This is a genomic window from Exiguobacterium sp. s129, from assembly GCF_018617585.1.
In the GTDB taxonomy this organism is placed as follows: Bacteria; Bacillota; Bacilli; order Exiguobacteriales; family Exiguobacteriaceae; genus Exiguobacterium; species Exiguobacterium aestuarii_A.
In genome coordinates this window covers 1-22,544 of record NZ_JACSKL010000012.1, presented here as the reverse complement: position 1 = coordinate 22,544, position 22,544 = coordinate 1, and the positions used below count along the sequence as shown (strand labels likewise).

At 50.6% G+C, this 22,544-nt stretch carries 24 protein-coding genes; 15 read left to right on the top strand and 9 right to left on the bottom strand.

Features of this window, described 5'->3' with window-relative positions:
• The first annotated feature begins 97 nt into the window (after nucleotides 1-97).
• Nucleotides 98-493, top strand: coding sequence for a hypothetical protein (locus tag KNO92_RS12225; protein WP_214693899.1), 396 nt, complete (start codon nucleotides 98-100; stop codon nucleotides 491-493).
• A gap of 81 nt (nucleotides 494-574) precedes the next feature.
• Here KNO92_RS12225 and KNO92_RS12220 read toward each other — a convergent pair whose 3' ends face one another.
• From KNO92_RS12220 to KNO92_RS12185, 9 genes are all read right to left on the bottom strand, one after another.
• Complete coding sequence (locus tag KNO92_RS12220; protein ID WP_251126900.1) at nucleotides 575-1,474, bottom strand: CAP domain-containing protein; 900 nt, start codon at nucleotides 1,472-1,474, stop codon at nucleotides 575-577.
• A 110-nt stretch (nucleotides 1,475-1,584) separates the two neighbouring features.
• Nucleotides 1,585-2,799: an exo-beta-N-acetylmuramidase NamZ family protein gene (locus tag KNO92_RS12215; protein WP_251126940.1), complete on the bottom strand. Its 1,215-nt coding sequence runs from the start codon at nucleotides 2,797-2,799 to the stop codon at nucleotides 1,585-1,587.
• A 196-nt stretch (nucleotides 2,800-2,995) separates the two neighbouring features.
• Nucleotides 2,996-3,889: a C39 family peptidase gene (locus KNO92_RS14845; protein WP_251127120.1), complete on the bottom strand. Its 894-nt coding sequence runs from the start codon at nucleotides 3,887-3,889 to the stop codon at nucleotides 2,996-2,998.
• A complete protein-coding gene (locus tag KNO92_RS14840) occupies nucleotides 3,825-4,631 on the bottom strand; it encodes an N-acetylmuramoyl-L-alanine amidase family protein (RefSeq protein ID WP_251127119.1) in 807 nt (268 codons plus the stop codon). The genes KNO92_RS14845 and KNO92_RS14840 overlap by 65 nt, the downstream gene beginning before the upstream one ends.
• Nucleotides 4,632-4,723: 92 nt before the next feature.
• Nucleotides 4,724-5,482 (bottom strand): ABC transporter permease, encoded by a 759-nt coding sequence (locus KNO92_RS12205; RefSeq protein ID WP_214693893.1) that lies wholly within the window; start codon nucleotides 5,480-5,482, stop codon nucleotides 4,724-4,726.
• Nucleotides 5,482-6,330 (bottom strand): ABC transporter ATP-binding protein, encoded by an 849-nt coding sequence (locus tag KNO92_RS12200; RefSeq protein ID WP_214761539.1) that lies wholly within the window; start codon nucleotides 6,328-6,330, stop codon nucleotides 5,482-5,484. The genes KNO92_RS12205 and KNO92_RS12200 overlap by 1 nt, the downstream gene beginning before the upstream one ends.
• Nucleotides 6,327-6,533: a PLD nuclease N-terminal domain-containing protein gene (locus KNO92_RS12195; RefSeq protein ID WP_214683707.1), complete on the bottom strand. Its 207-nt coding sequence runs from the start codon at nucleotides 6,531-6,533 to the stop codon at nucleotides 6,327-6,329. Before KNO92_RS12195 ends, KNO92_RS12200 begins: the two co-directional genes overlap by 4 nt.
• Nucleotides 6,534-6,646: 113 nt before the next feature.
• Complete coding sequence (locus KNO92_RS12190; protein WP_214693889.1) at nucleotides 6,647-7,060, bottom strand: universal stress protein; 414 nt, start codon at nucleotides 7,058-7,060, stop codon at nucleotides 6,647-6,649.
• 69 nt (nucleotides 7,061-7,129) lie between these two features.
• Complete coding sequence (locus KNO92_RS12185; protein WP_214761537.1) at nucleotides 7,130-8,611, bottom strand: SulP family inorganic anion transporter; 1,482 nt, start codon at nucleotides 8,609-8,611, stop codon at nucleotides 7,130-7,132.
• Between the two features lie 199 nt (nucleotides 8,612-8,810).
• Here KNO92_RS12185 and KNO92_RS12180 point away from each other — a divergent pair, with 199 nt between their 5' ends.
• The 14 genes from KNO92_RS12180 (at nucleotide 8,811) to KNO92_RS12115 (ending at nucleotide 22,420) form a co-directional block, all read left to right on the top strand.
• Nucleotides 8,811-9,128, top strand: a complete 318-nt coding sequence (locus KNO92_RS12180) for an ArsR/SmtB family transcription factor (RefSeq protein ID WP_214761535.1) — start codon at nucleotides 8,811-8,813, stop codon at nucleotides 9,126-9,128.
• A gap of 12 nt (nucleotides 9,129-9,140) precedes the next feature.
• Nucleotides 9,141-9,500 (top strand): arsenite efflux transporter metallochaperone ArsD, encoded by a 360-nt coding sequence (arsD, locus tag KNO92_RS12175; RefSeq protein WP_214693885.1) that lies wholly within the window; start codon nucleotides 9,141-9,143, stop codon nucleotides 9,498-9,500.
• A 13-nt stretch (nucleotides 9,501-9,513) separates the two neighbouring features.
• The gene (gene arsA, locus KNO92_RS12170) at nucleotides 9,514-11,271 is read left to right on the top strand and encodes an arsenical pump-driving ATPase (protein ID WP_483297456.1); all 1,758 of its coding nucleotides are present in this window, start codon (nucleotides 9,514-9,516) and stop codon (nucleotides 11,269-11,271) included.
• A complete protein-coding gene (locus tag KNO92_RS12165) occupies nucleotides 11,268-11,546 on the top strand; it encodes a Fe-S cluster assembly protein HesB (RefSeq protein WP_214693883.1) in 279 nt (92 codons plus the stop codon). The genes arsA and KNO92_RS12165 overlap by 4 nt, the downstream gene beginning before the upstream one ends.
• 33 nt (nucleotides 11,547-11,579) lie before the next feature.
• Nucleotides 11,580-12,866 carry an arsenic transporter gene (locus tag KNO92_RS12160; protein ID WP_214693881.1) on the top strand — a complete coding sequence of 429 codons (1,287 nt, stop codon included), beginning with the start codon at nucleotides 11,580-11,582 and terminating at the stop codon, nucleotides 12,864-12,866.
• 12 nt (nucleotides 12,867-12,878) lie between these two features.
• Nucleotides 12,879-14,537, top strand: coding sequence for an FAD-dependent oxidoreductase (locus KNO92_RS12155; protein WP_214693879.1), 1,659 nt, complete (start codon nucleotides 12,879-12,881; stop codon nucleotides 14,535-14,537).
• A gap of 235 nt (nucleotides 14,538-14,772) precedes the next feature.
• Entirely contained in the window at nucleotides 14,773-17,694 is a 2,922-nt protein-coding gene (pulA, locus tag KNO92_RS12150; protein ID WP_214761531.1) for a type I pullulanase, read from the top strand.
• Nucleotides 17,695-17,914: 220 nt separating this feature from the next.
• A complete protein-coding gene (locus tag KNO92_RS12145) occupies nucleotides 17,915-18,991 on the top strand; it encodes a nitric oxide synthase oxygenase (protein ID WP_214693875.1) in 1,077 nt (358 codons plus the stop codon).
• A 14-nt stretch (nucleotides 18,992-19,005) separates the two neighbouring features.
• Complete coding sequence (locus KNO92_RS12140; protein WP_214693873.1) at nucleotides 19,006-19,425, top strand: RDD family protein; 420 nt, start codon at nucleotides 19,006-19,008, stop codon at nucleotides 19,423-19,425.
• 127 nt (nucleotides 19,426-19,552) lie between these two features.
• Nucleotides 19,553-20,404 carry a DegV family protein gene (locus tag KNO92_RS12135; protein ID WP_214693871.1) on the top strand — a complete coding sequence of 284 codons (852 nt, stop codon included), beginning with the start codon at nucleotides 19,553-19,555 and terminating at the stop codon, nucleotides 20,402-20,404.
• Between the two features lie 19 nt (nucleotides 20,405-20,423).
• Nucleotides 20,424-20,750 carry a thioredoxin family protein gene (locus tag KNO92_RS12130; RefSeq protein ID WP_074036441.1) on the top strand — a complete coding sequence of 109 codons (327 nt, stop codon included), beginning with the start codon at nucleotides 20,424-20,426 and terminating at the stop codon, nucleotides 20,748-20,750.
• Nucleotides 20,751-20,837: 87 nt separating this feature from the next.
• A complete protein-coding gene (locus tag KNO92_RS12125) occupies nucleotides 20,838-21,239 on the top strand; it encodes a (4Fe-4S)-binding protein (RefSeq protein WP_214693869.1) in 402 nt (133 codons plus the stop codon).
• A 14-nt stretch (nucleotides 21,240-21,253) separates the two neighbouring features.
• Nucleotides 21,254-22,147, top strand: coding sequence for a DUF5996 family protein (locus KNO92_RS12120; RefSeq protein ID WP_214693863.1), 894 nt, complete (start codon nucleotides 21,254-21,256; stop codon nucleotides 22,145-22,147).
• A complete protein-coding gene (locus KNO92_RS12115) occupies nucleotides 22,148-22,420 on the top strand; it encodes a GNAT family N-acetyltransferase (protein ID WP_214693861.1) in 273 nt (90 codons plus the stop codon).
• Nucleotides 22,421-22,544 lie beyond the last annotated feature (124 nt).

Below are 22,544 nucleotides of genomic sequence, written 5' to 3'. Positions count from 1 at the left end.
TGTTCGTGGATTGTCACGAATATACCTGTCCGGATTCATGAAAATGTGTAATAATCTAATTATTCAGATAATTATTGTGTTGAAATGAGGGATTGGGATGAAAGGGTGGCAATTCAATAAACATGAGGGGGCGTTATTCCCGGACGAAATCGTACTGTCTGCATTTTGTACAGTCGAACCGAAACGGATGGATTCGACGTTACCATTTTACTATGACGAGTCGATTTTTCGATTCACCAATAAAGAGGAGACGTTCTACTTTAAAATTTCGCCGAGCTATCATGAGTTTGAAATCAATGTGAAAGACCGGGACGGGGAACTTCTTTACTACCAATTGCTTCGGACCGTCAGTAAGGTCGAAATCTTAGAGGACCGACGTGACCATGCGGAGCTGTTGATCGTTCTCGCGGAAGACCGGAAGCGGACCGTGACGTCAATCGAATTGACTGTCCGACCGCGTTTTCGTGTGCTTGTGAAAGAGCATGAGGTATGAATAGATAAGAGGTGGAGCGGGTGCAGACCCGCTCTTTTTTGTGCCAAAAAACCAGCCACCGACGTGACTGGTTCCCATTGATTATTTCGTCAAAAAGATTTGAACGTGAATGGTCGACCCTTGGGCATCGGTCGCTTTCCCAATCCCGAGATGTGTATAGTTCGCGTTCAAGATGTTGGCACGGTGACCGCTGCTGTTCATCCAGGCGTCCACCGCCCGGACCGGGTCGCTCGAGCCTTTGTAAATGTTTTCTCCCCATCCCCGGTACGACACGCCATAGGCACGTAATGTATCACCAGGCGTACCGTTCTCCTTCAACGTATGGGAGAACTGACCTGTCCTAGCCATTTCATCCGCTCGGACTTGTGCGACACGGTTTGCTTCGTTCGAAGCGGCGAGTAGCGATAAGCCGGCTGCCTGTCGTTCTTTGTTCGTCTCTGTTAACACGTTGACTGGCGACGTGAAGCTGACATGCTTGGCTTGAAGATACCCGACGTACGAGCCGTAACGGACTTTATACCATCGAGACGTTCCCGTATAGCGATACGAGATTGTTTCGAGTGCAGTGCCTTGGCGTAAAAATTTGACGTTCGACGAAGTCGTCAGCGGTGCAGACTTCACATACACGCTCGAAGGTTTGACGTAGGTCGGAGTCGTGAAACGAACTTCGGCAGTAGACAAACGGACATAATCCCCAGGCACATAGGCGTACCCGCTGCCCCATTGAATCTTGTACCAACGCTCTCCATTCACAAAAAAGGTGGTGCGTACGTGCATCGAGCCGTCACGAGGAATGGCATTCAGTCGTGGGGCACCGAGCGATGGTGTGGGGCGCGCGTATAATTTACTAATATTCGTCACATACCCTTTCGTATTGACCGATACTTCCGTATACGCATGTGCAACGATGGATTGTTGCGACAACGTTGCCGATAGCGACATGAAGAAGGTCAAGAGGATAGCGGTCATGATTTTTCTCAAATGGATCGACTCCTTTTGTTAAACTTCTTATATTCTATATTATTTGGTTGATTTTTGGTTTTACCATTTCATTACAAAAAGGATGGACTCTTCGTGAGCCCATCCTTCTGTCACTTATACATCAAGTAGTCTTTACGAATCGGAAGGAACGCATCCCGTTCGTCCTCGACTTTAGTCAGGATCTCATCAAGCGGTGCTCCTTCGAGAATCATGTCTTTCACATAGGCGTTTCCTGTCAGTTTAGTGATGAAGTCGTTCGCTAGAAACGCAAAGTCGTCCGGATACAAATCGTGTGCCGTTTGAATCATCGCTATCCCAGTTTTCGTTGATTCGAATCGAGTCGGGTCGGTGACATAGACCTCGACCCCGTGCGTCAGTTTGCCCGCATGTTTGGAGAATGTCGGCGTGAACGAGGCGGCCCGGAAGGCGACACCAGGCAAGTCAAGGTCGTTCAGCTCTTTCGCATACTCGTGTGCTTGTATATACGGGGCGCCGATCAACTGGAACGGTTTTGTCGTCCCGCGCCCTTCAGATAAATTCGTTCCTTCAAATAATCCGGTCGCAGGATAGACGTTGACTGTGTCAGTCGTCGGCATGTTTGGGGACGGCATGACGAATGGAAGCCCCGTATCCTCATACATCATCGAACGCTTCCATCCCTTCATTTTGACGACTTCGAGGTCGGCCTGAATGTGATACTCACTATTGAACAACTGCGCGAGTTCGCCGACTGTCATTCCATGCTTCAAGGGAATCGGATAGAGCCCGATGAAGCTGGAGTAGTCAGGGTCGAGCACCGGACCATCGACGCGAAGACCACCTTGGGGGTTCGGGCGGTCGAGGACGACGAATGGAATTCCATTCTCGGCAGCAGCTTCCATCGCATATGCCATTGTGTAGATATACGTATAATAGCGAGTCCCAACGTCTTGAATGTCAAAGACGAGCACATCCACATTTTCTAACATTTCAGGAGTCGGTTTTTTCGTAGCGCCATATAAACTATATACGGGCAAACCTGTCACCTCATCGATGTAAGAGCTGACAGTGGAGCCGGCCTGGGCATCCCCTCGAACGCCGTGTTCGGGTCCATATAGTGCCGTCAATTCAAAGTCATCGGACTGGTCGAACAAATCGACGATGCTTGTCCGCTCCGCGTTGATCCCGGTCGGATTTGTGATCAGTCCGACTCGTTTTCCTTTCAAGATATCCGGATTCTCCATCAAGCGGTCGACACCAAGCTCGACCTTAGGATTTTTCGGTTCAGATTTCGCATCCGCATCAAGCAAGACGATTGAAGTCGAGAGTAGCGTCAATGCTGCCATACCACCAATCCATTTTTTCATGAAAGTTCCTCCTTAGAAAATGTAAGCGCTTCAACTTCTTAATGGGAGTGTATCATTAAGAAGTTGAATTTCAATATTTATGAATAAAAATAGGAATTTATATTTCTGTTTTTCGTACTATTCTCCTAATCAGACAGCAAAAAACGTGTCTCCCTCATGAAAGACACGTTCCCACTTATCTGACCGCGAGCGCTTTCCATCCCGTGGCACCCATGACGGCGCTCACTTTCGATTTCGGAACGACGAGTCGACCACGATATGGGTCATTGATATATAGATTTGATTTGTCATAACCGGTCGCCAACATGACGTGGTAATTCACGTATCCGGTGAACTTCTTGTTTGAAGCAGTGTACCAATTGAAATAGCCGTAAGGTTTATTGAAGTCGACACTTGCCCAGACGATGACGGGGTTGCCCATCGCCAGCTCACGTTCGATTGAAGCGAGCCCTTGCCCCGACAAGTCTTTTACCGGGCGATATTTACTAGAAAATCCAATCATGCCTTTCGGGTAAATGCCGTAGTTCTTGTATTTGCCTAATGTACGGCGTGGGTCGCCGGTGAACATGACGTTCGGGTCGACCCAGCGATATAACCGATTCTCATAACGCGCGTTCCACATACTCTTCGGCATCTCGTTGTATAAGGTCGATGCGCTGACAGCACGACCTTTTTCTTCAAGCGCCATTTTGAGCGAGAAGAATTCACAACCGGACGGATACCCCATCGGGAACTGACGATAGATTGGGACGCTCATCTTATACATCGATAGCCGAGGGGAATAGACTCCTTTCGCATCAAACGAGGCATTGCCGACACGTTTGTTTTGGTACATGCGTCCATTGGCATCGAAGTAGTACCATTGTCCTTTGATCAGCTGCCAGTCCGTTTTCTTCGTCAGTGCCGGTGCGAAGTACTCATAGCGTGTCGAATATTTCCATCCGGTCTCTTGTACGCCGGTCGAATGAAAGAAGTACGTTTCATTGCCCATCTTGAATTTCCCTTTATAGACGATACCCGTACTGATGGTGGAAACCGTATGTTTTGCCATTGATCCGTTGTAACCCATATAGCCGCTTTCCTGTTGAATCGAATAAGTAATTGCGGTCGCGCAACCGATATGCCCCTTTCAGGCTATATCCGTAAGTCGGGTGAAATCCATATACGTCTTTCCCGACCCAGGCCAGGCCTTGGCGACGGACCCCGTCATTTCCAAAGTAGTAGGAACGGGTTTTGATTGTTTGCCATCCGGTCGCGACTTTACCATCATTCAGCAGAAAGTAGGATTTGCCACCGAGCGTATACATACCGGTACGAATCGTCCCGTCTGAAAAGATGTAATGCTTTGCCCCGGCGATTTGCTGCCAACCGGAGAGGCGAACGCCTTTGTCTGAGAAATAGTAGCGCTTGTCGTCAATCGTCTGGAATCCTGTGACGGGCTGACCAGTCTCATCGTAATAATAGAGGAGCCTATCTCGTTCTTGCCATCCGGTCAGCAGTTTTCCGTCTTCACCAAAGGTATAGGTCGTTCCGTCGATGGAATAGCTGCCGGTGACGAGGCGACCATCCGTTTCAAAATAATATGTAGCTTCTTCGATTTGTTGCCATCCAGTGAGAAGGATCCCTTCCGCATCGAGATAATACATGTTGTCATCAATTTGTTGCCACCCCGTCAACAGCGTCCCGTCACTCGACGTGTAAACAATCCCGTCTTCGGTCTGTTGAAACGACCCTTCAGCGGAAACGAGTTGGGGACTCACCCATAAGGCACCCATTAAAAATCCGATACCGATTTTCCTTTTCCATGCCATCGATTGAACCTCCTCCATACGAATACAGAAGAGATACCCATATTTATCCAATTTCAAGCTGAGTCAAAGGATTCAATTGAAGAATCAGACGTTTACGCCGAATGGTTCATGAACCGAAGACGTTTCGACGCCACATAAAGCGAGAGGATGACGACGAGCATTCCGGTCATGAGCGGCCACATGAGATCTACTTCTGTCAGGAGCACTTCACTCGATAACGGACCGAGCATCCAAGGCATCCATTCGAGGTCGACCCAACCGATGAGGAGCGACATGACGAAATGGAGACCGAGCGTCAACACGACCGCGACGACACCACTTTCCAACATCGCGGCGATGAGGAAGAAAATCGATAACTGAACAACAAAATGACAGATGAGGAGTGTGGTCGATATGAGAAAGTCGAGCCAATCGAATGCGTCGAATAAAATGACCGTATAATAGGCGGCTGCCGCTTGTGCGAGCAAGATGCCACCGACGGTCAGTAGGGCGTAATGTCCCCATTTGCTGACGACGATGCGTGACATCGGGATTTGTAACGACTTGAGCCAGGCGAGGGTCCCGTTCGTCCGTTCATGGCTGAACGTATGCATCGCCGACAAGAGGACGACGAGGAGCCCGATTTGGCGAAGCTGTTCGCTGACAGAAATCAATACTTCTTCCGGTGTCGGTGTCGGAATTTCAATGACGGCACCGTCCGGTAAGTTCCCGCCGGAAGCGAGAATATCTGGTAAAAAATAAAGCGTGAGCGGCTGCATGGAGGCGAGGAGCATGAGAGCGATCGGAATCCAGATTAGTCGCTTGTTCGCCCACGACTCCCGCCATTCTTGTTTGAAAATTGCCGTGCGCATCAGGCGTTCACCTCCAAGAACAAGGACTCGAGTGACGGATGCCCGACGTGTAACGATTGGACGGTGACGTTCAGTTCAAGGATCCGGTTCAAGATTGCACGTTCAGCGATATCCCGGTCCGGCGACTCGAACGTCCACGTCGAGCCATTTTTCGTCACACGACGCACACCGTTCAACGCTTCCCAATCTGTCCCGCTCGTCGGGTCGTCGAAGAGACGTAATTCAATCGTGGATTTCAATCCGAGCAAGTCGGTCACCGTACCTTCCATCAGTAGTTTACCTTGTCGAAGCAAGAGCACCCAGTCGCTCGCTTCTTCAGCATCTGGGAGTACGTGTGTCGAATAGAGAATCATTCGCTCTCGTTTCAAGTCGCTCAACAAATCGAGCACTTCCCGTCGACCGCGTGGATCTAAAGCTGAGACTGGCTCGTCGAGTAACAGTAATTCAGGGTCATGGACGAGTGCCTGGGCGATGCCTAGACGCTGACGCATCCCGCCCGATAAGTTCGAGGCTGAACGGTCGACCGGCTCAAGACCGACGCGTTTTAATAGTTGGATAGGATCAACGTGTTTCGTTCCCGTCAATTCAGCAGCGTAGCGAATCGTCTCGACAGGCGTGAGGGACGGATAGAGAGCGGGGCGTTGTGGCAAATAGCCAACCCGAATCTGGTCATGTCCGCTCATATCGCCACTCGTCGGGTCCGTGACTCGGGCGAGCAAGTTCAACAAGGTGGTCTTCCCGGCACCATTTTCTCCGAGTAACGAGGTGCAACCTGGGCGTAGCTCAAAGCTGACATCATCGAGGGCCGTGAAGGAACCGAATCGTTTGGTTAACCGTGTGACTTTCATCGTGGCGTCCGTCCCCATAAGAAGTAGATGATCGGACCGAGAATGTTGATGAAGACGATGACGAGGAGCCATACCCATTTCGGGCCGTTCGTCACGTCTCGTTTGAACAAGTCAATCAAAGCGACGACGAGCAAGATGAGTTGCAGGATGAGGACAGGTAACAGGATGAGAAAAAGTGTATTCGGGTCGTTTGCGATATCCATTGCGAGAACCTCCTTTAGTAGATAGACTGTCCTTAACACATTCTACACGAATAGGGCGTCCCCTGTATAAGACACAAAAAATCCCCATCTCACAACGAGATGGGGAAGATGAATCATTTAACGATGATGACAGGAGCGAGTGCACGTTTGGCGAGTTTATGACTCACGCTTCCGAGCACGAACTCTTGGAACGTGTTCAAGCCGCGTGACCCGACGACGACATATTCGTATGGTTCGTGGTTCGCATATTTGACGAGCTCGACGTCCGGTTCACCACGGAGTTCGATGTACTCGTATGGGATGCCTTCAGCTTCCGTCAAATCGAACAACGGTTTGAGCATCTGCTTCCGCTTCGTTTCCAAGTCGATTTTGCCCGTTGAGTTGAGGGCGGCCTCTTTTGATTCTTTCGCACTGATGACATGGACGATGTCAATCGACGCATTGGACGCCTTTGCGAGTTGAATCGCCTTTTCAAGCGCACGTTTCGAGTGGGCAGAACCATCTGCCGCTAAAAATACCTTTCCCATGAAAACTCCTCCTCTTTCGCACGTTCTACATTTAGTATAGGTGATTTAGTGAAGCGGGGGAATGCCGAATCAATGCCCCGCGTTCGCGTCTTGTTGCTTCAAGTGGAGCGCAAGCGTGTTGAGCAGTTTTTCAGAGTCTTTATTCAAATTGAGAAGTTCAGGTTCGATCCCGACTTCACGGTATTTGAAGACGACCTTATCGATGGCGCCGATGGCCGAGTCATCCCAGAGATGCGTATTCGCAAAATCGATGGTGACCTGGTTGACACCTGCCTCCACGTCTTCTGCCACATCAAACTGGTTGACGAATTCAGATGTCGAGGCGAAGAACAATTGTCCGTTTACCGTATAGTCTACGCGATGCGACGTGACGTGGCGACCGAGGTCGATTTTCGAAATTTTGGCAGCGAACAAAATCGCAGCCGTCAAAATTCCACCGAGCACACCGAGTGACAAGTCGTGCGTGAAGACCGTGACGATGACCGTGACGAGCATGACGACCGTGTCTGACTTTTGAGCGGTACGCATCGCTTTGAGCGAGCCCCAGTCGAACGTCGCATACGATACGAAGAACATGACACCGACGAGCGCGCCGACAGGGATGAGCATGAGCACATCACTGATCGTCATGATCATGATGAAGAGGGCGAGTCCTGCGGTGAATGTCGAGAGACGTCCACGTGCACCAGAGGAGACGTTGATGACCGATTGCCCGATCATCGCACATCCTGGCATCCCACCGAAGAATCCAGCGATGATGTTCGAAATCCCTTGACCACGCGACTCGCGGTTCTTATTCGAGTCCGTTCCTGTCATGTCATCGACGATTTGGGCCGTCAAGAGCGATTCAATCAAGCCGACAAACGCGAGTGAGATCGAGTACGGCAAGATGATCATGAGTGTCTCAAGCGTGAACGGCACATCCGGGAATAAGAAATCTGGAAGTGTCGCCGAAATCGTGCCCATGTCCCCGATGTTTTTTGTATCGAGTCCTAGCGTGATCGCGAGAATCGTCATCACGACGATGGCGACGAGCGGTGCAGGGATTGCCTTCGTGACACGTGGGAACAAGAAGATGATGGCGAGTGACGCCGCGACGATTGCCCAAATGATCCAGCTCTCTCCTTCAAAATTTGACAACTGCGCTTGGAAAATCAAAATGGCAAGCGCGTTGACGAAACCGACCATGACGGCACGGGGAATGAATTTCATCAAGCGGGCGATGCCGAGATAACCGAGGACGATTTGAATAATTCCGGTCAAAATACCGGCAGCAAGCAAATACTGCAGACCGTGGTCGGCAACGAGCGAGACGACGACGAGCGCCATCGCACCGGTTGCAGCCGAAATCATGGCCGGACGACCTCCGGCAAACGAGATGACCATGGCGATGATGAATGAGGCATATAGCCCGACCATCGGGTTGACCCCTGCGATGAGGGAGAAGGCGATGGCTTCCGGGATGAGCGCCAAGGCGACGACGATCCCGGCCAAAATGTCGGCCCGGATATTTCCGAACCATTCATGTTTCAACGTATTCAATCTTTCCAAAAGAACACACCTTTCCTTATAAAATGATTTGATTTTCGAGTCTCACGAAAATCAAAATAATGGAATCCGTTCATTTTCAACGTGTTTCATCATACCGAATCTAGTCTAAAATGACAATTGATTCGCGTGAAAAACTATGGTAATTTCATAACGTACAGGTTATATAACGAAAAAGTTATATGAAAGGTAGGGAGTAGTCATGTATACCGTGGAAGAATTGAGCAAAGTGCTCAAGGTACTCGGTGACCCGACCCGATTGACGATGTTGAAACAGATGGAAGCAGGCGAACAGTGCGCCTGTAGTTTCGTCGATTGTTTCGATATTTCGCAACCGGCAATCAGTCGCCATTTGAAGATGTTACGCCAGGCAGGGCTCTTGCTCGAGCGTCGGGACAAACAGTGGATCCATTATCGATTGAACGAGACAAGTCCGTTTTATCCGCTCGTCACCGACTTATTAGCGAATTTAGAGACGACTGAGCCGAGTTGTGATTGTGAGCCGAATTGTGCCATTTAAGGAGAGATGAAGATGAAACTTGAAGTGTTCGAACCAGCCATGTGTTGTCCGACCGGATTGTGTGGACCGGCCATCGACCCGGAACTGACACGGGTGGCGACTATCCATTACGTGTTACAGCAACGGGGCTTTGATGTGTCGCGCTATAATCTCGCATCGGAACCGAATCGATTTGTCGAGAATGTCAATGTACAAGCTGAGATTGCGAATGGGCTCGATGTGCTCCCGATGACGCTCGTCGACGGAGACATTGTGAAACGAGGCGCTTATTTGTCAAATGAAGAGATGGCGGAGTTGACGGGACTACCGATTGCCACATTCGCCAAACAAGATGGAGAAAAACCGAAAGTTCGAATCTCACTCAAAAAATAAGGAGATGCTCACAGTGAAGCCATTTGATTTTCAGACGATTGAACCGACCCACTATGTGTTTTTGACCGGGAAAGGCGGTGTCGGGAAGACGTCGACGGCATCGAGTCTCGCCTTAACGCTCGCCAATCGTGGAAAACAGATTTTACTCGTCTCGACCGACCCGGCGAGTAATCTACAAGACGTGTTTGAGATGGAGCTCGATGAGACACCGCGATCCGTCACAGGGACGATGCTCGAAATCGCTAACTTTGACCCGGAACAGGCGGCAAAACAGTATATGGAACGCATGGTCGGTCCGTATCGGGGCGTGTTACCGGACGTTGCCATCCAATCGATGGAAGAACAGTTGTCTGGCGCCTGTACGGTCGAGATTGCGGCGTTCGACCAATTCACGGAGCTGTTGACGTCCGAGGCAGCACGGGAACGATACGACCATGTCATCTTTGATACGGCACCGACCGGGCATACGCTCCGATTACTGACACTACCGAGCGCATGGGATGAATTTTTAGAGACGAATACGACTGGCGCGTCTTGTCTCGGTCCACTGGCTGGTCTTGCGGGTAAGCAAGTGCAGTACAAACGAGCCGTCGAGACGCTCATCGATGAAAACGAGACGACGTTATTGCTCGTCGCTCGTCCTGAGAAGTCGACACTCGTCGAAGCGGCGCGAGCCGCGAACGAGCTTCGCGCCATCGGCATCGAGCGAATGCAACTCATCATCAACGGTGTTGTCGAGTCAGGTGAAGGGACAGACCGTTACACGAAGCGGTTCATCGAACGCCAACAACAAGCACTCGACAATCTCCCGCACGGAATCGCCGATCTTGAGACGTTCACGCTTCCGTATGCATATGAAAATCTCGTCGGGATATCAGCGCTCCAGCGTTTTGTGAGCGGGGAGTCGGTCGTCATCTCGGATGCACGCTATGACACGAGTCGTTACGGATCGATCGATCAACTCGTCGACGAAATGGAGGCGGACGGTCCGAGCGTGATCATGACGATGGGGAAAGGTGGCGTCGGAAAGACGACACTCGCCTCGCTTCTTGCTGTCGCTCTTCACGAACGAGGGCATGCTGTCCATTTGACGACAACAGACCCGGCCGCTCATTTCGCACTCACAATTGGCGCAGACGTTTCCGATACGTTCACCGTCGATGCTATTGATCCGAAAGCCGAGATTGAGAAGTATCGGACGGATGTGTTCCGGGAAGCAGGGGACATGAACGAAGAGCAGCGCATGATGCTCGAAGAGGACTTGCGCTCACCGTGCACGGAAGAGATTGCCGTCTTCCGCGCCTTTGCCGATCAAGTGGCGAAAGCGAAAGACCGCTTCGTCGTCATCGACACAGCTCCAACTGGACATACACTTCTGTTATTAGATGCGACGGAGAGCTATCATCGCGAACTCGAACGGTCGACCGGAGTCGTTCCGGAAGCGGTCCAAGAGTTGTTACCGAAACTGCGTGACCCAAAACAAACGCACGTCATCATCACGACACTGCCTGAGGCGACGCCAGTATATGAAGCGGAGCGTCTCACAGCAGACTTACAACGGGCAGCGATTCAACCGTTCGCTTGGGTCGTCAATCAATCGTTTACGCCACTCGATGTGACGAGTAAGCTCTTGACATCGAAAGTCGCGAGCGAGGCGATTTGGCTAGAGCGCGTGAACAACTATCCGCGTCCGACGGTTCTCGCATGGCAAGAACAGCTGCCAGTCGGATACTCGGCGCTATCTCAATTAGGAAAGGAGAAAATACAATGAACATCACGAACGAAGCAATCGACTTTTTACAAACCGCGTTAGAAGAGGAAGAGACAAAATCTGTCCGTATCATCACAGAGGCGGGTTGCTGTGGACCAACGCTCGGTCTGGCTGTGGCGACACCAGAAGAGACAGACGAGGTGAAGCAGTTCGACACGCTCACGTTTGCCGTTGCGAAGGAAGCTGAAGCGTTGGCGGAAAATGTTACGCTCGACGTCGAATCGACAGAAGATGGCATCACGCTCGTGTTGCACGGTTTACAACCATCTTGTTAATGAAATAAATAGAGATTATTGGAGGAACTCATTGTGCAGTGGATTGCTAGTTTAATTTTTTTGGTGACGCTCTTTCTGATCATCAAGCAACCGAAAGGCCTTGGCATCGGTTACTCGGCGATGGGGATGGCCGTCATCGCCCTCCTTTCAGGCGTTGTCAACCTCGATGACGTCGGAACGGTATGGGGCATCATCTGGAACGCAACATTCACGTTTATCGCCGTGATTTTGATCTCACTCATTTTAGATGAGATTGGATTTTTTGAATGGGCCGCTTTACATATGGCACGAATCGCTAAAGGCGGTGGGGTGAAGCTATTTGTCTATATCACCTTACTTGGCGCGCTCGTCGCAGCATTGTTCGCAAACGACGGGGCCGCACTCATTTTGACACCAATCGTTTTAGCGATGGTACGAGCACTCAAACTGCCGAACGCGGTCGTGTTGGCATATGTCATGGCATCCGGCTTCATCGCCGACACGGCAAGTCTCCCCTTCATCGTCTCGAACTTGGTCAATATCGTTTCGGCTGACTTCTTTGGTATCGGGTTTGCCGAATATGCGGCGCGGATGGTATTCGTCAACGTGTTCGCAGTCGCAGGTAGTCTGCTCGTCTTGTATCTCTATTTCAAAAAAGACATCCCGAAACAATATGACGCGTCTCAGTTGGCCGAACCGGCGTCGGTCATCAAAGACCATACGATGTTCCGCTTGTCGTGGGTCGTACTCGCTTTGTTAGTCATCGGGTATTTCACGAGTGACTTGCTCGGCATCCCGGTCTCGCTCGTCGCTGGTGTCATCGCCTTGTTCTTCCTCGTGATGGCGAATCGGTCATCTGCGGTAGAGACGACTCAAGTCGTGAAAGGTGCACCGTGGGCCATCGTCTTTTTCTCGCTCGGGATGTATATCGTCGTTTACGGATTACAAAACGCGGGACTGACACAAGTACTTGCCAACTTCATTGACTGGTTCGCAGTGAATGCATTCAGTGCGACGTTCGGGATGGGCTTCTTGGCTGCCATCTTGTCATCGGTCATGAACAATATGCCGACCGTCATGATTGATGCGCTCGCCATCGACTTGACGCATACGACCGGTCAGATTCGGGAAGCCTTAATCTATGCGAACGTTATCGGGTCCGACCTTGGACCGAAAATCACCCCGATTGGGTCACTTGCGACGCTCCTTTGGCTCCATGTGCTCCGCTCGAAAGGCCTTAAAATTGGATGGGGTGAGTATTTCAAAGTCGGGATCATCTTGACGATTCCGACACTGGCCATCACATTGCTCGGCCTCTATATCAGCTTATTACTTTATTAAGGAGTGGGTTATATGAAACTAGTCATCATTGGATCTGTTGCTGCCGGGACATCGGTCGCAGCGAAAGCACGTCGGAATAACGAGGACGCCCAGATTACGATTTACGACAGGGATTATGATATCTCGTACTCAGGTTGCGGCATTCCGTACTACGTCGGCGGAGAAGTGGAGTCACGTGACGATTTGACACCTCGTGACGCGTCGTTCTTTAAGAAACGCTACAACATCGACGTCATGACACGTCATAACGTGACGACGGTCGACAAGGACGCGAAGACGGTGACGGTGGAAAACTTAGAGACAGGTGACACGTTCACGGACTCGTATGACATCCTCGTCCTTGCGACAGGGGCGACGAGCATCATCCCACCGATTCCGGGTGTGAAGTCAGATAACGTCTTCCCAATCCGAAACATTCAGCACGCCGAAGCGACACGGTCGTTCGTCGATTCGACGAACCCGAAACATGCGACGATCATCGGTGCCGGCTTCATCGGTTTGGAGATGGCCGAACAGTTGAAGCTACGCGGTGTGGACGTGACAATCATCGAGCGCGTGCCGCAGGTGATGCCACCACTCGATAAAGACATGGCGTGCCGCGTCGAGGAACACCTCGAGAAGAACGGAATCGAACTCATGCTTGGGGAGACGGTGACGGAACTTGTCGGTGACGGACATGTGGAGCGTGTCGTCACGGAGAGTGGCAAGTCGATCGAGACTGACTTCGTCATCTTATCGGTCGGGGTCCGTCCGAACGTCGAGCTTGCGATGAAGATGGGAGTGGAACTAGGTGAGACGGGAGCGATTGCCGTCAATGAACGTATGGAGACGAACATCCCGGACGTGTATGCGGCTGGAGACGTCGCGGAGAGTTTCTCCATCGTGACAGGAAAACCGATTTGGCGCCCGCTCGGTTCGACAGCGAACAAGATGGGGCGGACCGCTGGGGACGTGATCACGGGCGGTCATCTCGAGCATCGCGGTATCCTCGGAACGGGTATCTTCAAAGTGTTCGGACTTGCGGTGGCGCAGACGGGACTTTCCGAGAAGGAAGCACGCGAACTCGGTTACGACATCGAGGTGCTTCATAACACGAAACCGGATAAGCCTGCCTACATGGGTGGGAAAGACATGACGATCAAAGCGGTCGCAGATCGTTCGACGCGTCAATTGCTCGGCATCCAAATCGTCGGGTTCGAAGGAGTCGACAAACGAATCGACGTCTTCGTCACGGCCATCACACTGAAGGCGAAAGTGGATGACTTGTTCCACCTTGACCTCGCATACGCACCGCCGTTCTCGACGACGAAAGATCCGGTCATGTATACGGGGATGGTCCTTTCGAACAGTATCGACAAGGCGGCACGACTCATCACACCAGCCGAGCTGCAGACACGAATCGATGCAGGGGAAGACATGCAAATCATTGATACGCGGAAAGCAGCGCAGTTCGAGAAGGCGTGTGTCGATTGTGCGGTCAACGTCCCACTCGGCAACTTGCGGGAAGCGGCGAAAGACATGGACAAGGACAAGCCGACCGTCGTCTATTGTAACGGCGGAGTGACGGGGAACGCGGCACAAAACGTGCTCCGTAACCTCGGGTTCACCGACGTGTACAACTTGTCAGGCGGGAACAAGAACTATCAGTTGTTCAAAAAATACGGGAACTAAACAAGGCGACGTCCAGTGCGGGCGTCGTTTTTTGTGCACTGATTTTTCAACGGAACAGCAGAAAGAACGGGACGAATATGGACGATTGTCTATTTAGTTCATTGTTCTTAGTAAATCTGTAAGAACAATGATGCCAATTGACCCTTTTCTAAAATAACGTTGCTTCGCCAAAGGAAACCGTTTACAATTTTTGTGTAAGCGTTTTCTCAAAATAGTGCTATAAGGAGGGACCCTCATGGTCAAAAAGCAATGGAAACCCGTATGGGCAGTTGTGCTAACGTTTGCACTAATTCTGTCAATGTTTCCGATGCCGACGTCCGCTTTGGATAAAGGCAAGTCGACACTCGTCGTCGTCCATTATCAAGAGGCGCCGGATAACGAAAAGGATTGGAACTTATGGCTTTGGGCGAATGGCCCAGATTACTTCCCGAACAAAGGATTCACATTTAATGGGGAAGATGCATTCGGAAAGGTGGCGGCTTACGAATTCCCGGTCGATTCACCTGAAAAAATTGGTCTCATCGTTCGAACGGACAACTGGGACAAAGATAAAGGGTCAGAGAAGGACCGCTTCATCACGAGCGACATGATTCAAGATGGTGTCGCAGAAGTGTGGATCAAGTCAGGTGATCCGAAGATTTATACGTCGAACCCAGACGGGGAGACGGCTTCAACGGAGATTGATATGAAAGTTCACTATTTCCGTTACGACAATACATACACGGACTGGGGCCTATGGGCTTGGCCAGACGGTGGGGACGGTCAGAGCATCGCGTTTGACGAAACAGATGCATTCGGTGGCGTGGCGAACGTCAAGCTCGCCAACCCAGAGTCGAAAAAACTTATGGGCTTGATCACGAAAAAAGGAGAATGGACGGAGAAAGACGGGGAAGATCGCTTCGTTCTTGGTTCAGCGAAAGAAATTTGGCTCGTTGAAGGAGATTCAACGATTTACTATTCAGAGCCTGAAATCGATCGTTCACCGAAACTCGTCTCATTCTCGGCGGACACGTTCCGTCAAGCAACGCTCACGACGAACCGCGTCATTACGGATGCGTTCATCGATGAAGTGACGGTAGATGGTGCTACTGTCGCTGCCATCACAAAGGCTGGTGACAAGTCAGTCACAATCGAATTCAAAGAAGATATCGATTTAGCAAAAGTCATCAAAGCCTCACATCCTGAGTTTGGTGAACAGACGCTTCAAGCAGGAAAAGTACTTCGTTCAAAAGAGTTTGATGCGAAGTATGCCTATAATGGCAAACTCGGCATCACGTACCAAAAATCAAAAACTCAATTTGTTCTTTGGGCACCGACGGCTCAACAAGTCGAGCTCGAGCTATGGAACATGCCGAAAGACCGACCAGCGAACGACAAAGACTTGAAAAAAGTCATCCAGATGAAACGTGGGGAACGTGGCACGTGGGTGGCTGAAGTACGCGGCGACCTCGACGGTGTCGGGTATACGTATCAAGTGACACATGCGACAGGGAAAGTCCGTGCGGTCGATCCGTATGCGACAGCTGTCGGGGTGAACGGTGACCAAGGGGTCATCGTCGACTTGAAAGAAACAGATCCGAAACGGTGGAACTCGATGAAGCCGAAGTTGAAAAACGCGACGGACGCCATCATCTATGAGACACACGTCCGCGACTTCTCGATTTTTGATGTCACATCGAACACATACGATTCAGGCATTCGCTATAAAGGGAAATACCTCGGTGTCGTTCAACCAGGAACTCGCTTGATCGAGAACGGGAAGAAGACAGCGACGAAGACGGGACTCGACCATGTCAAAGACCTTGGCGTGACACACGTCCAGTTCATCCCGGTTTATGACTATAACACGGCTTCTGTCGACGAAACGAACCCGACGGCAACATATAACTGGGGCTACGACCCGAAAAACTACAACGCACCAGAAGGATCGTATTCAACGAATCCTTACGATGCTAAAGTGCGAATCAGTCAGATGAAAGAAATGATTCAAGGGCTACATGACAACAACTTACGTGCCGTCATGGACGTTGTCTACAACCACATGTTCGACGCGCAGGCATCTAACCTTCACAAAATCGTACCGGGTTACTACTACCGTTATACGGCAGGTGGCGACTTCGCAAACGGAACAGGTGTCGGGAACGATACGGCGTCTGAGCGTGCGATGATGCAAAAACTCATTGTCGATTCAGTCGTCTACTGGGCAAAAGAATACCATTGGGACGGCTTCCGCTTCGACTTGATGGGAATTCACGATGTCGATACGATGAACAAAGTTCGTGCAGAATTGAATAAAGTCGACAAATCGATTCTCGTCTTCGGTGAAGGCTGGGATCTCGGCACGCCACTTGACGCCGAACTCAAAGCAAACCAAAAGAACGCCTACGACATGCCTGGTGTTGCTCACTTCAATGACAACATCCGTGATGGATTGAAAGGTAGCGTCTTCTATGATGAAGACAATGGCTTCATCAATGGAAAAGAAGGCATGGAGAACCGCGTGAAGACAGGAATCGTCGGGGAAATCACGTATAACGACATGATCAAAGGGTTCACGAAAGAACCGACGCAAGCAATCACATACGTCGAAGCACACGATAACCATACGCTTTGGGACAAGTTGGAGTTGACGAATCCTGACGCTTCTGAAGAAGTGCGTACAGACATGCACCGCCTCGCTTCGAGCATTCTCTTGACGAGCCAAGGTACGACATTCCTTCACGCTGGTCAGGAGTTCATGCGTACGAAAGAAGGCGACCATAACTCGTACAAATCACCGGATTCGATCAATCAGCTCGACTGGAAGCGGGCAGCCGACCGTAAGGCGGACGTCCAATACATGAAAGGCTTGATTGAGATGCGGAAAGCAAATCCTGGTCTCCGCATGACGAAAGCGACTGATGTGAAGCGCTTCTTGAAATTCTACAAGTCTGAGGCGAACGTCATCACGTATTTGATTGATGAAGACGCACCAGGACAAAAGAACGACTTGTACATTACACATAACGCGAACCCGAATGCTGTATCCGTGAAACTTCCAAAAGGAACGTGGAACGTGATAGTCGACGGTGATCGCGCTGGAACGAAAACGATCAAACGTACGACTGGCAGAGTTACAGTCCCTGCCTACCATACGTTTGTCCTCGAGCGTAACTAATTCATTGACCCCACTTGCAAACAAGTGGGGTTTTCTTATGGGGAAATTGCAGACGCCAGATGAATGTTATTTCGAAATTGGTCATTTCAACTTTTCATAAACGATTTTTAGGAAGAGTGATTGTGAGTCTAACCTGTCACGTGCGAGAACGGATAGTTGAAACGAAGGTCTCCTTTTCTCTAAGATGGAAGAAGAGAGAACAAATGAGGAGACTTAAGACATGAATTTGTATGAACAAGCGAGCGAGTGGATGCGACAGTGGAAAGATGACCCTTCCGAACGTTTGCGAGAAATCGAACAAGAAATTGAACGCACGGGTACGTATTCGTTGACGACGGAGGAGTTGTGTGAAGGTGCAAAAGTGGCATGGCGGAACTCGAACCGTTGTATCGGACGATTGTTTTGGCAGACGCTTCATGTGATCGATGCCCGGAATGCGAAAACGTTTGATGACGTCTACGCGCGGCTTGTGGAACATCTTCATTTCGCCACGAACGGTGGGAAAATCCGCTCGACGATGACGATCCTTCCGAACGAGTTTAAACTGTTGAACACGCAGCTGATTCGGTATGCCGGATATGAGACACCGGACGGAATCATCGGAGACCCGATGTCCGTGACGATGACGAAACGGGCCGAACAACTCGGATGGGTCGGGGACGGCACGCCGTTTGATATCTTGCCGCTCGTGATTACGGACGGTCAGGACGTTCGTCTATACGACTTGCCGAGCGATGCCGTGCTCGAAGTAGAAATCGTTCACGAGGAGTTTGATTTGTTTGATGGTCGTCCGATCAAATGGCATGCCGTTCCGGCCATCGCTGACATGGAACTTGAAATCGGCGGTCTCCGTTTTACGTCAGTGCCGTTCAATGGATGGTATATGGAGACAGAAATCGGTGCGCGTAACTTGGCAGACACCGATCGCTATGACTTGTTGCCGCTCGTCGGCCGCTCACTCGGGCTCGATACGTCGAAAGAGCGTTCACTTTGGCGGGATCGCGCGCTCGTTGAATTGAATATTGCCGTCCTCCAATCTTTCGAGCGGGCGGGTGTCACGATTGTTGACCACCATACCGCGGCCAAACAGTTCAAGCGATTCGAAAAGAATGAACGGGAAGCAGGGCGTGACGTCACCGGGCAGTGGAGCTGGCTCATCCCCCCTCTATCGCCTGCGACGACGCACGTCTTCCATGAACATTACGACAACATCATCAAGACGCCGAACTTGTTCGCACGAAGCGGATGTCCGTTCTCAGGGTTTCGTCAGCCGGTAAAAGAGGAAATAAAAGGCTAGAACCGAGAGAAAGGATGATTGCTGTGGCAGTCCCACTTTGGAAACGAGCCGTCGCCGGTCAAATCGACCAAGTCGTTTTTCAGACGCCGGCCAAATTGATTGAAAAGGCCATCCGTAAAAAGGTATGGCCCGACAAGGAAGTGAAGCGGTATTACTTGCCGACCGTTGTGACGATGGCCGGAGAGGTTTACTGTATGCTGTATCAAAACGGTCAGACACTCGGAGACCGAGTCGTCGGGATTAAAGTCGTGAGTGCGGACGGACGTCCGCTCTCCCTCGAGCAGGTCATCAAACGGACGCTTTATAAAGATGTCGTCTATCCGGCGACGCTTGGGATTCCACTCATTCGAGCGCTTCAACAGATGAAGTCGAATAAAGACCTCGAGTTGCCGCATGACGAGTTCGCCCATACGAAATTGATTTCGACAAAGTGAAAAAAGAAGCAGGGCGACCGTGTGTCGCTCTGTTTTTGCGTCCCGTTCGGTCGGGTAGGAATCGGGACAGAAAATAAGGTATAATGAGGTTGGATCAAAATGAACGACCATTGGAGGCTTTTTAGTTATGACAAAAATCGCATGGATTACCGACAGTATGGCCAACTTCTCACAAGAAGAGGCATCACGTCTCGGTGTAGATATCGTCCCGATTCAATTGATTGTGGATGGCAACGGCTACAGTGAAACAAATCTCTCGCTTGAAGACTTGCATCGATATATGATTGATCAAAAGAAAGAAGCGAAGACGTCACAACCGATTTTCGGAGATTTTATCGGCCGCTACGAACGCTTGAAAGAAGAAGGATATGACTGTGCCATCGCCGTCCACTGCTCGAACGGATTGAGCAGCACGGCGAAAAACTCAAAAGCAGCGGCAGAGGCGGCTGACTTCAAAGTGTATACGATCGACTCGCACGCCGCGCTCGAAGCGCAACAAGAGCTCGTTCGAATCGGAAAAGCGGCTGAACAAGATGGCAAATCCATCGAAGAGATTGTCGCATTGCTCGAGGCATGGCGTGATAAGAAAAACTTCTTCATGATTATCGGTAACATGGAAACGATGCGCCGCGGCGGTCGCGTTTCTTCGGGTGAGCTGTTCCTTGCGAACATCTTGAACATCAAACCGATCATCACGCTCGATGAGACAGGGAAAGTCATCCCGTTCAAAAAAGCGCGCTCGTTGAAGAAAGCCTATGCGGAAATGGTCGGTGAACTCGAACGTCGCCACGCGGAGAACGGTGTGAAGGATAACCGAGTGTTCGTCCAAACGGCACTCGCACCGAAGATGCAAGACGACCTTGTCGCGCTCATCGAGTCGAAATTGCCAGGTCTTGAAGTGGTACGGACGCGCTTCTGTCCATCGATCGCGGTACATGCCGGATTTGAGACGGTCGGCGTTTTGTGGCTCGACGCTTAATCAATAGGAGGAATGTAAGATGGAAGCAATGACAACCTTGACTGGATTGAATGAACGGATTGCGAGCACGGAACAACTGCTCGTCTACGTATCACATCCAGGATGCAGTGTCTGTCATGCGCTGAAACCTCAAATCGAAGAGATGCTTCATCAATTCCCTGACATCGAGGCGGTCGCGGTGGATTCGGACGAAGTCCCGGAAGTTGCGGGATCCTTCTCCATTTTCACGGTACCGGTCGTCCTCTTTTTCATCAACGGGAAAGAGATGCTACGCCGGGCACGATTCGTCCCAATTGGTGAACTGACGCATCAACTCGAACGCATGCAAGAAATGAGACAAGCCTAAAATCAACCCATCATCCGATTTAGAGGATGATGGGTTTTTTTCGTAAGTGAACGGGTAAAGACCCGCAAACACATAAGGGGTGATTCGATGCGAGGCAAGCAATACGTGGGAGAATCGATTGATGTGTACTACGACGTGTCGCTCTGCGTACATGCGGCAGAATGTGTACGTGGGCTACCGGAAGTGTTTGATACGCAACGGAAACCGTGGATTTTACCAGATGGTGCCGAGGCGCCAGATGTCGCGACGGTGATTGAACGTTGTCCAAGCGGTGCCCTCCAATTCGTCCGAAAAGACGGAGGCGATGCGGAGACACCAGATGTACCGACATCCGTAAAATTGAACGATTGGCAACAAATCGAAGTGCGGGGTGACCTTCAGATCGATCAAGGCGATGAGGTCATTTCGACTTACCGGGCGACACTATGTGGATGCGGGCAATCTGGGAAACGTCCGATCTGTGACCATAGTGGTGCGTGTAAAGGATGAGAGGATGATGGGGGATGCACATTCCATTGCATTCAGAATGGCACGATACGAAATTGACCTTACATTTGATTTCGCAGCTTCTCGGAAAGATCAAACTCAAACTGGCACCGCCGGAACCGCAATGGGGGCACGTCTCGTTGCCGCTCACGGTGCAAGGTTTCACGACAGGGTTGTTATTTGAGGGAGAGCGGGCGCTACAGATTGATGTGGACTTATTGACGTCTTGCCTCGTCGTCCATGTCGAGGAACAGACGGACGCCATTCCGATTGAAGCTGGAAAAACGATTAAGTCGTATCATGATGACTTGTTCGCGCGCCTTCGTGAACACGGGGTACACATCACCATCAATCCGAAACCACAAGAGATGGCCTTCAAAGGGCTACTCGATAAGGACGAGACACCGCTCGCCTATGACGCGACGTATGCCCGAAAAGGATTGAGACTGTTTCAGCGGGCGGCGCACGAACAACTAACATATTTATCGAAATTGCGATGTCGGAAAATCAAACCGGCTCTCTTTTGGGGAACGTTTGATGTCTCATCACTTGTCATCTATCCGATTGAACATCCATTTCCGGAAGATAAAATAATCGAACGTGTCGCCTTCGATGAACAATTTGTCGAATTTGGATTTTGGCTCGGAGACGACGTGACGGATCGTCCGAGTTATTTTGTGTTACCGTATCCGTTTTTGTTCAGATCGTTACCAACGGAGACATTGAAGCCGGAAGCGGGTTATTATGATGCGGAGAAGAGCGAATTTTTCTTGCCACTTGATGAAGCGACGAGTGGTCACGTCCAAGAATTTTTGTCCACCTCGTTTGATATTTTGATGCGTGAGATGGAGTGGACGACGCGTGATCATTTCTTCATCCCACTAAAATTAGACGAGGAGAGTGTTGAGTGAATGGACATCAAACTAAAAGAAAATACGTTTTATGTCGGCGAGGAGGCGAAGCCATCTGCAGAATTACATTACGTACCGACGGGACCCGACAAACTGATTGTCGATCATACGTATGTGAGTGATGACCTGAGAGGACAAGGGGTTGGGGAGAAGCTCGTCCTCGCTGTCGTCGAATATGCACGTGAGCAAGGGAAAACAATCATCCCGCTCTGTCCGTTCACGAAAAATCAGTTCGACCGTCACGAGGAGTATCACGACGTGTTGGCGACGTGAATATATAAAAATGGAGCGCCATCGGGCGCTCCATTTCAGCTTGTTGACAAATAACATGTTCGAACTCGTCCTTCCGGCGCCCACGCTTTCCGCAGGCAATCCCGGAGCCGCATCGCGACTTAAG

Coding starts and splice junctions, on each gene's coding strand:
- KNO92_RS12225 (WP_214693899.1), top strand. CDS start 98: ATGAAAGGGTGGCAATTCAATAAACATGAGGGGGCGTTATTCCCGGAC.
- KNO92_RS12215 (WP_251126940.1), bottom strand. CDS start 2,799: ATGGCAGCATTGACGCTACTCTCGACTTCAATCGTCTTGCTTGATGCG.
- KNO92_RS14845 (WP_251127120.1), bottom strand. CDS start 3,889: ATGGGTTACAACGGATCAATGGCAAAACATACGGTTTCCACCATCAGT.
- KNO92_RS14840 (WP_251127119.1), bottom strand. CDS start 4,631: ATGGCATGGAAAAGGAAAATCGGTATCGGATTTTTAATGGGTGCCTTA.
- KNO92_RS12205 (WP_214693893.1), bottom strand. CDS start 5,482: ATGCGCACGGCAATTTTCAAACAAGAATGGCGGGAGTCGTGGGCGAAC.
- KNO92_RS12200 (WP_214761539.1), bottom strand. CDS start 6,330: ATGAAAGTCACACGGTTAACCAAACGATTCGGTTCCTTCACGGCCCTC.
- KNO92_RS12195 (WP_214683707.1), bottom strand. CDS start 6,533: ATGGATATCGCAAACGACCCGAATACACTTTTTCTCATCCTGTTACCT.
- KNO92_RS12190 (WP_214693889.1), bottom strand. CDS start 7,060: ATGGGAAAGGTATTTTTAGCGGCAGATGGTTCTGCCCACTCGAAACGT.
- KNO92_RS12180 (WP_214761535.1), top strand. CDS start 8,811: ATGTATACCGTGGAAGAATTGAGCAAAGTGCTCAAGGTACTCGGTGAC.
- arsD (WP_214693885.1), top strand. CDS start 9,141: ATGAAACTTGAAGTGTTCGAACCAGCCATGTGTTGTCCGACCGGATTG.
- KNO92_RS12165 (WP_214693883.1), top strand. CDS start 11,268: ATGAACATCACGAACGAAGCAATCGACTTTTTACAAACCGCGTTAGAA.
- KNO92_RS12155 (WP_214693879.1), top strand. CDS start 12,879: ATGAAACTAGTCATCATTGGATCTGTTGCTGCCGGGACATCGGTCGCA.
- pulA (WP_214761531.1), top strand. CDS start 14,773: ATGGTCAAAAAGCAATGGAAACCCGTATGGGCAGTTGTGCTAACGTTT.
- KNO92_RS12145 (WP_214693875.1), top strand. CDS start 17,915: ATGAATTTGTATGAACAAGCGAGCGAGTGGATGCGACAGTGGAAAGAT.
- KNO92_RS12140 (WP_214693873.1), top strand. CDS start 19,006: ATGATTGCTGTGGCAGTCCCACTTTGGAAACGAGCCGTCGCCGGTCAA.
- KNO92_RS12135 (WP_214693871.1), top strand. CDS start 19,553: ATGACAAAAATCGCATGGATTACCGACAGTATGGCCAACTTCTCACAA.
- KNO92_RS12130 (WP_074036441.1), top strand. CDS start 20,424: ATGGAAGCAATGACAACCTTGACTGGATTGAATGAACGGATTGCGAGC.
- KNO92_RS12125 (WP_214693869.1), top strand. CDS start 20,838: ATGCGAGGCAAGCAATACGTGGGAGAATCGATTGATGTGTACTACGAC.
- KNO92_RS12120 (WP_214693863.1), top strand. CDS start 21,254: ATGCACATTCCATTGCATTCAGAATGGCACGATACGAAATTGACCTTA.
- KNO92_RS12115 (WP_214693861.1), top strand. CDS start 22,148: ATGGACATCAAACTAAAAGAAAATACGTTTTATGTCGGCGAGGAGGCG.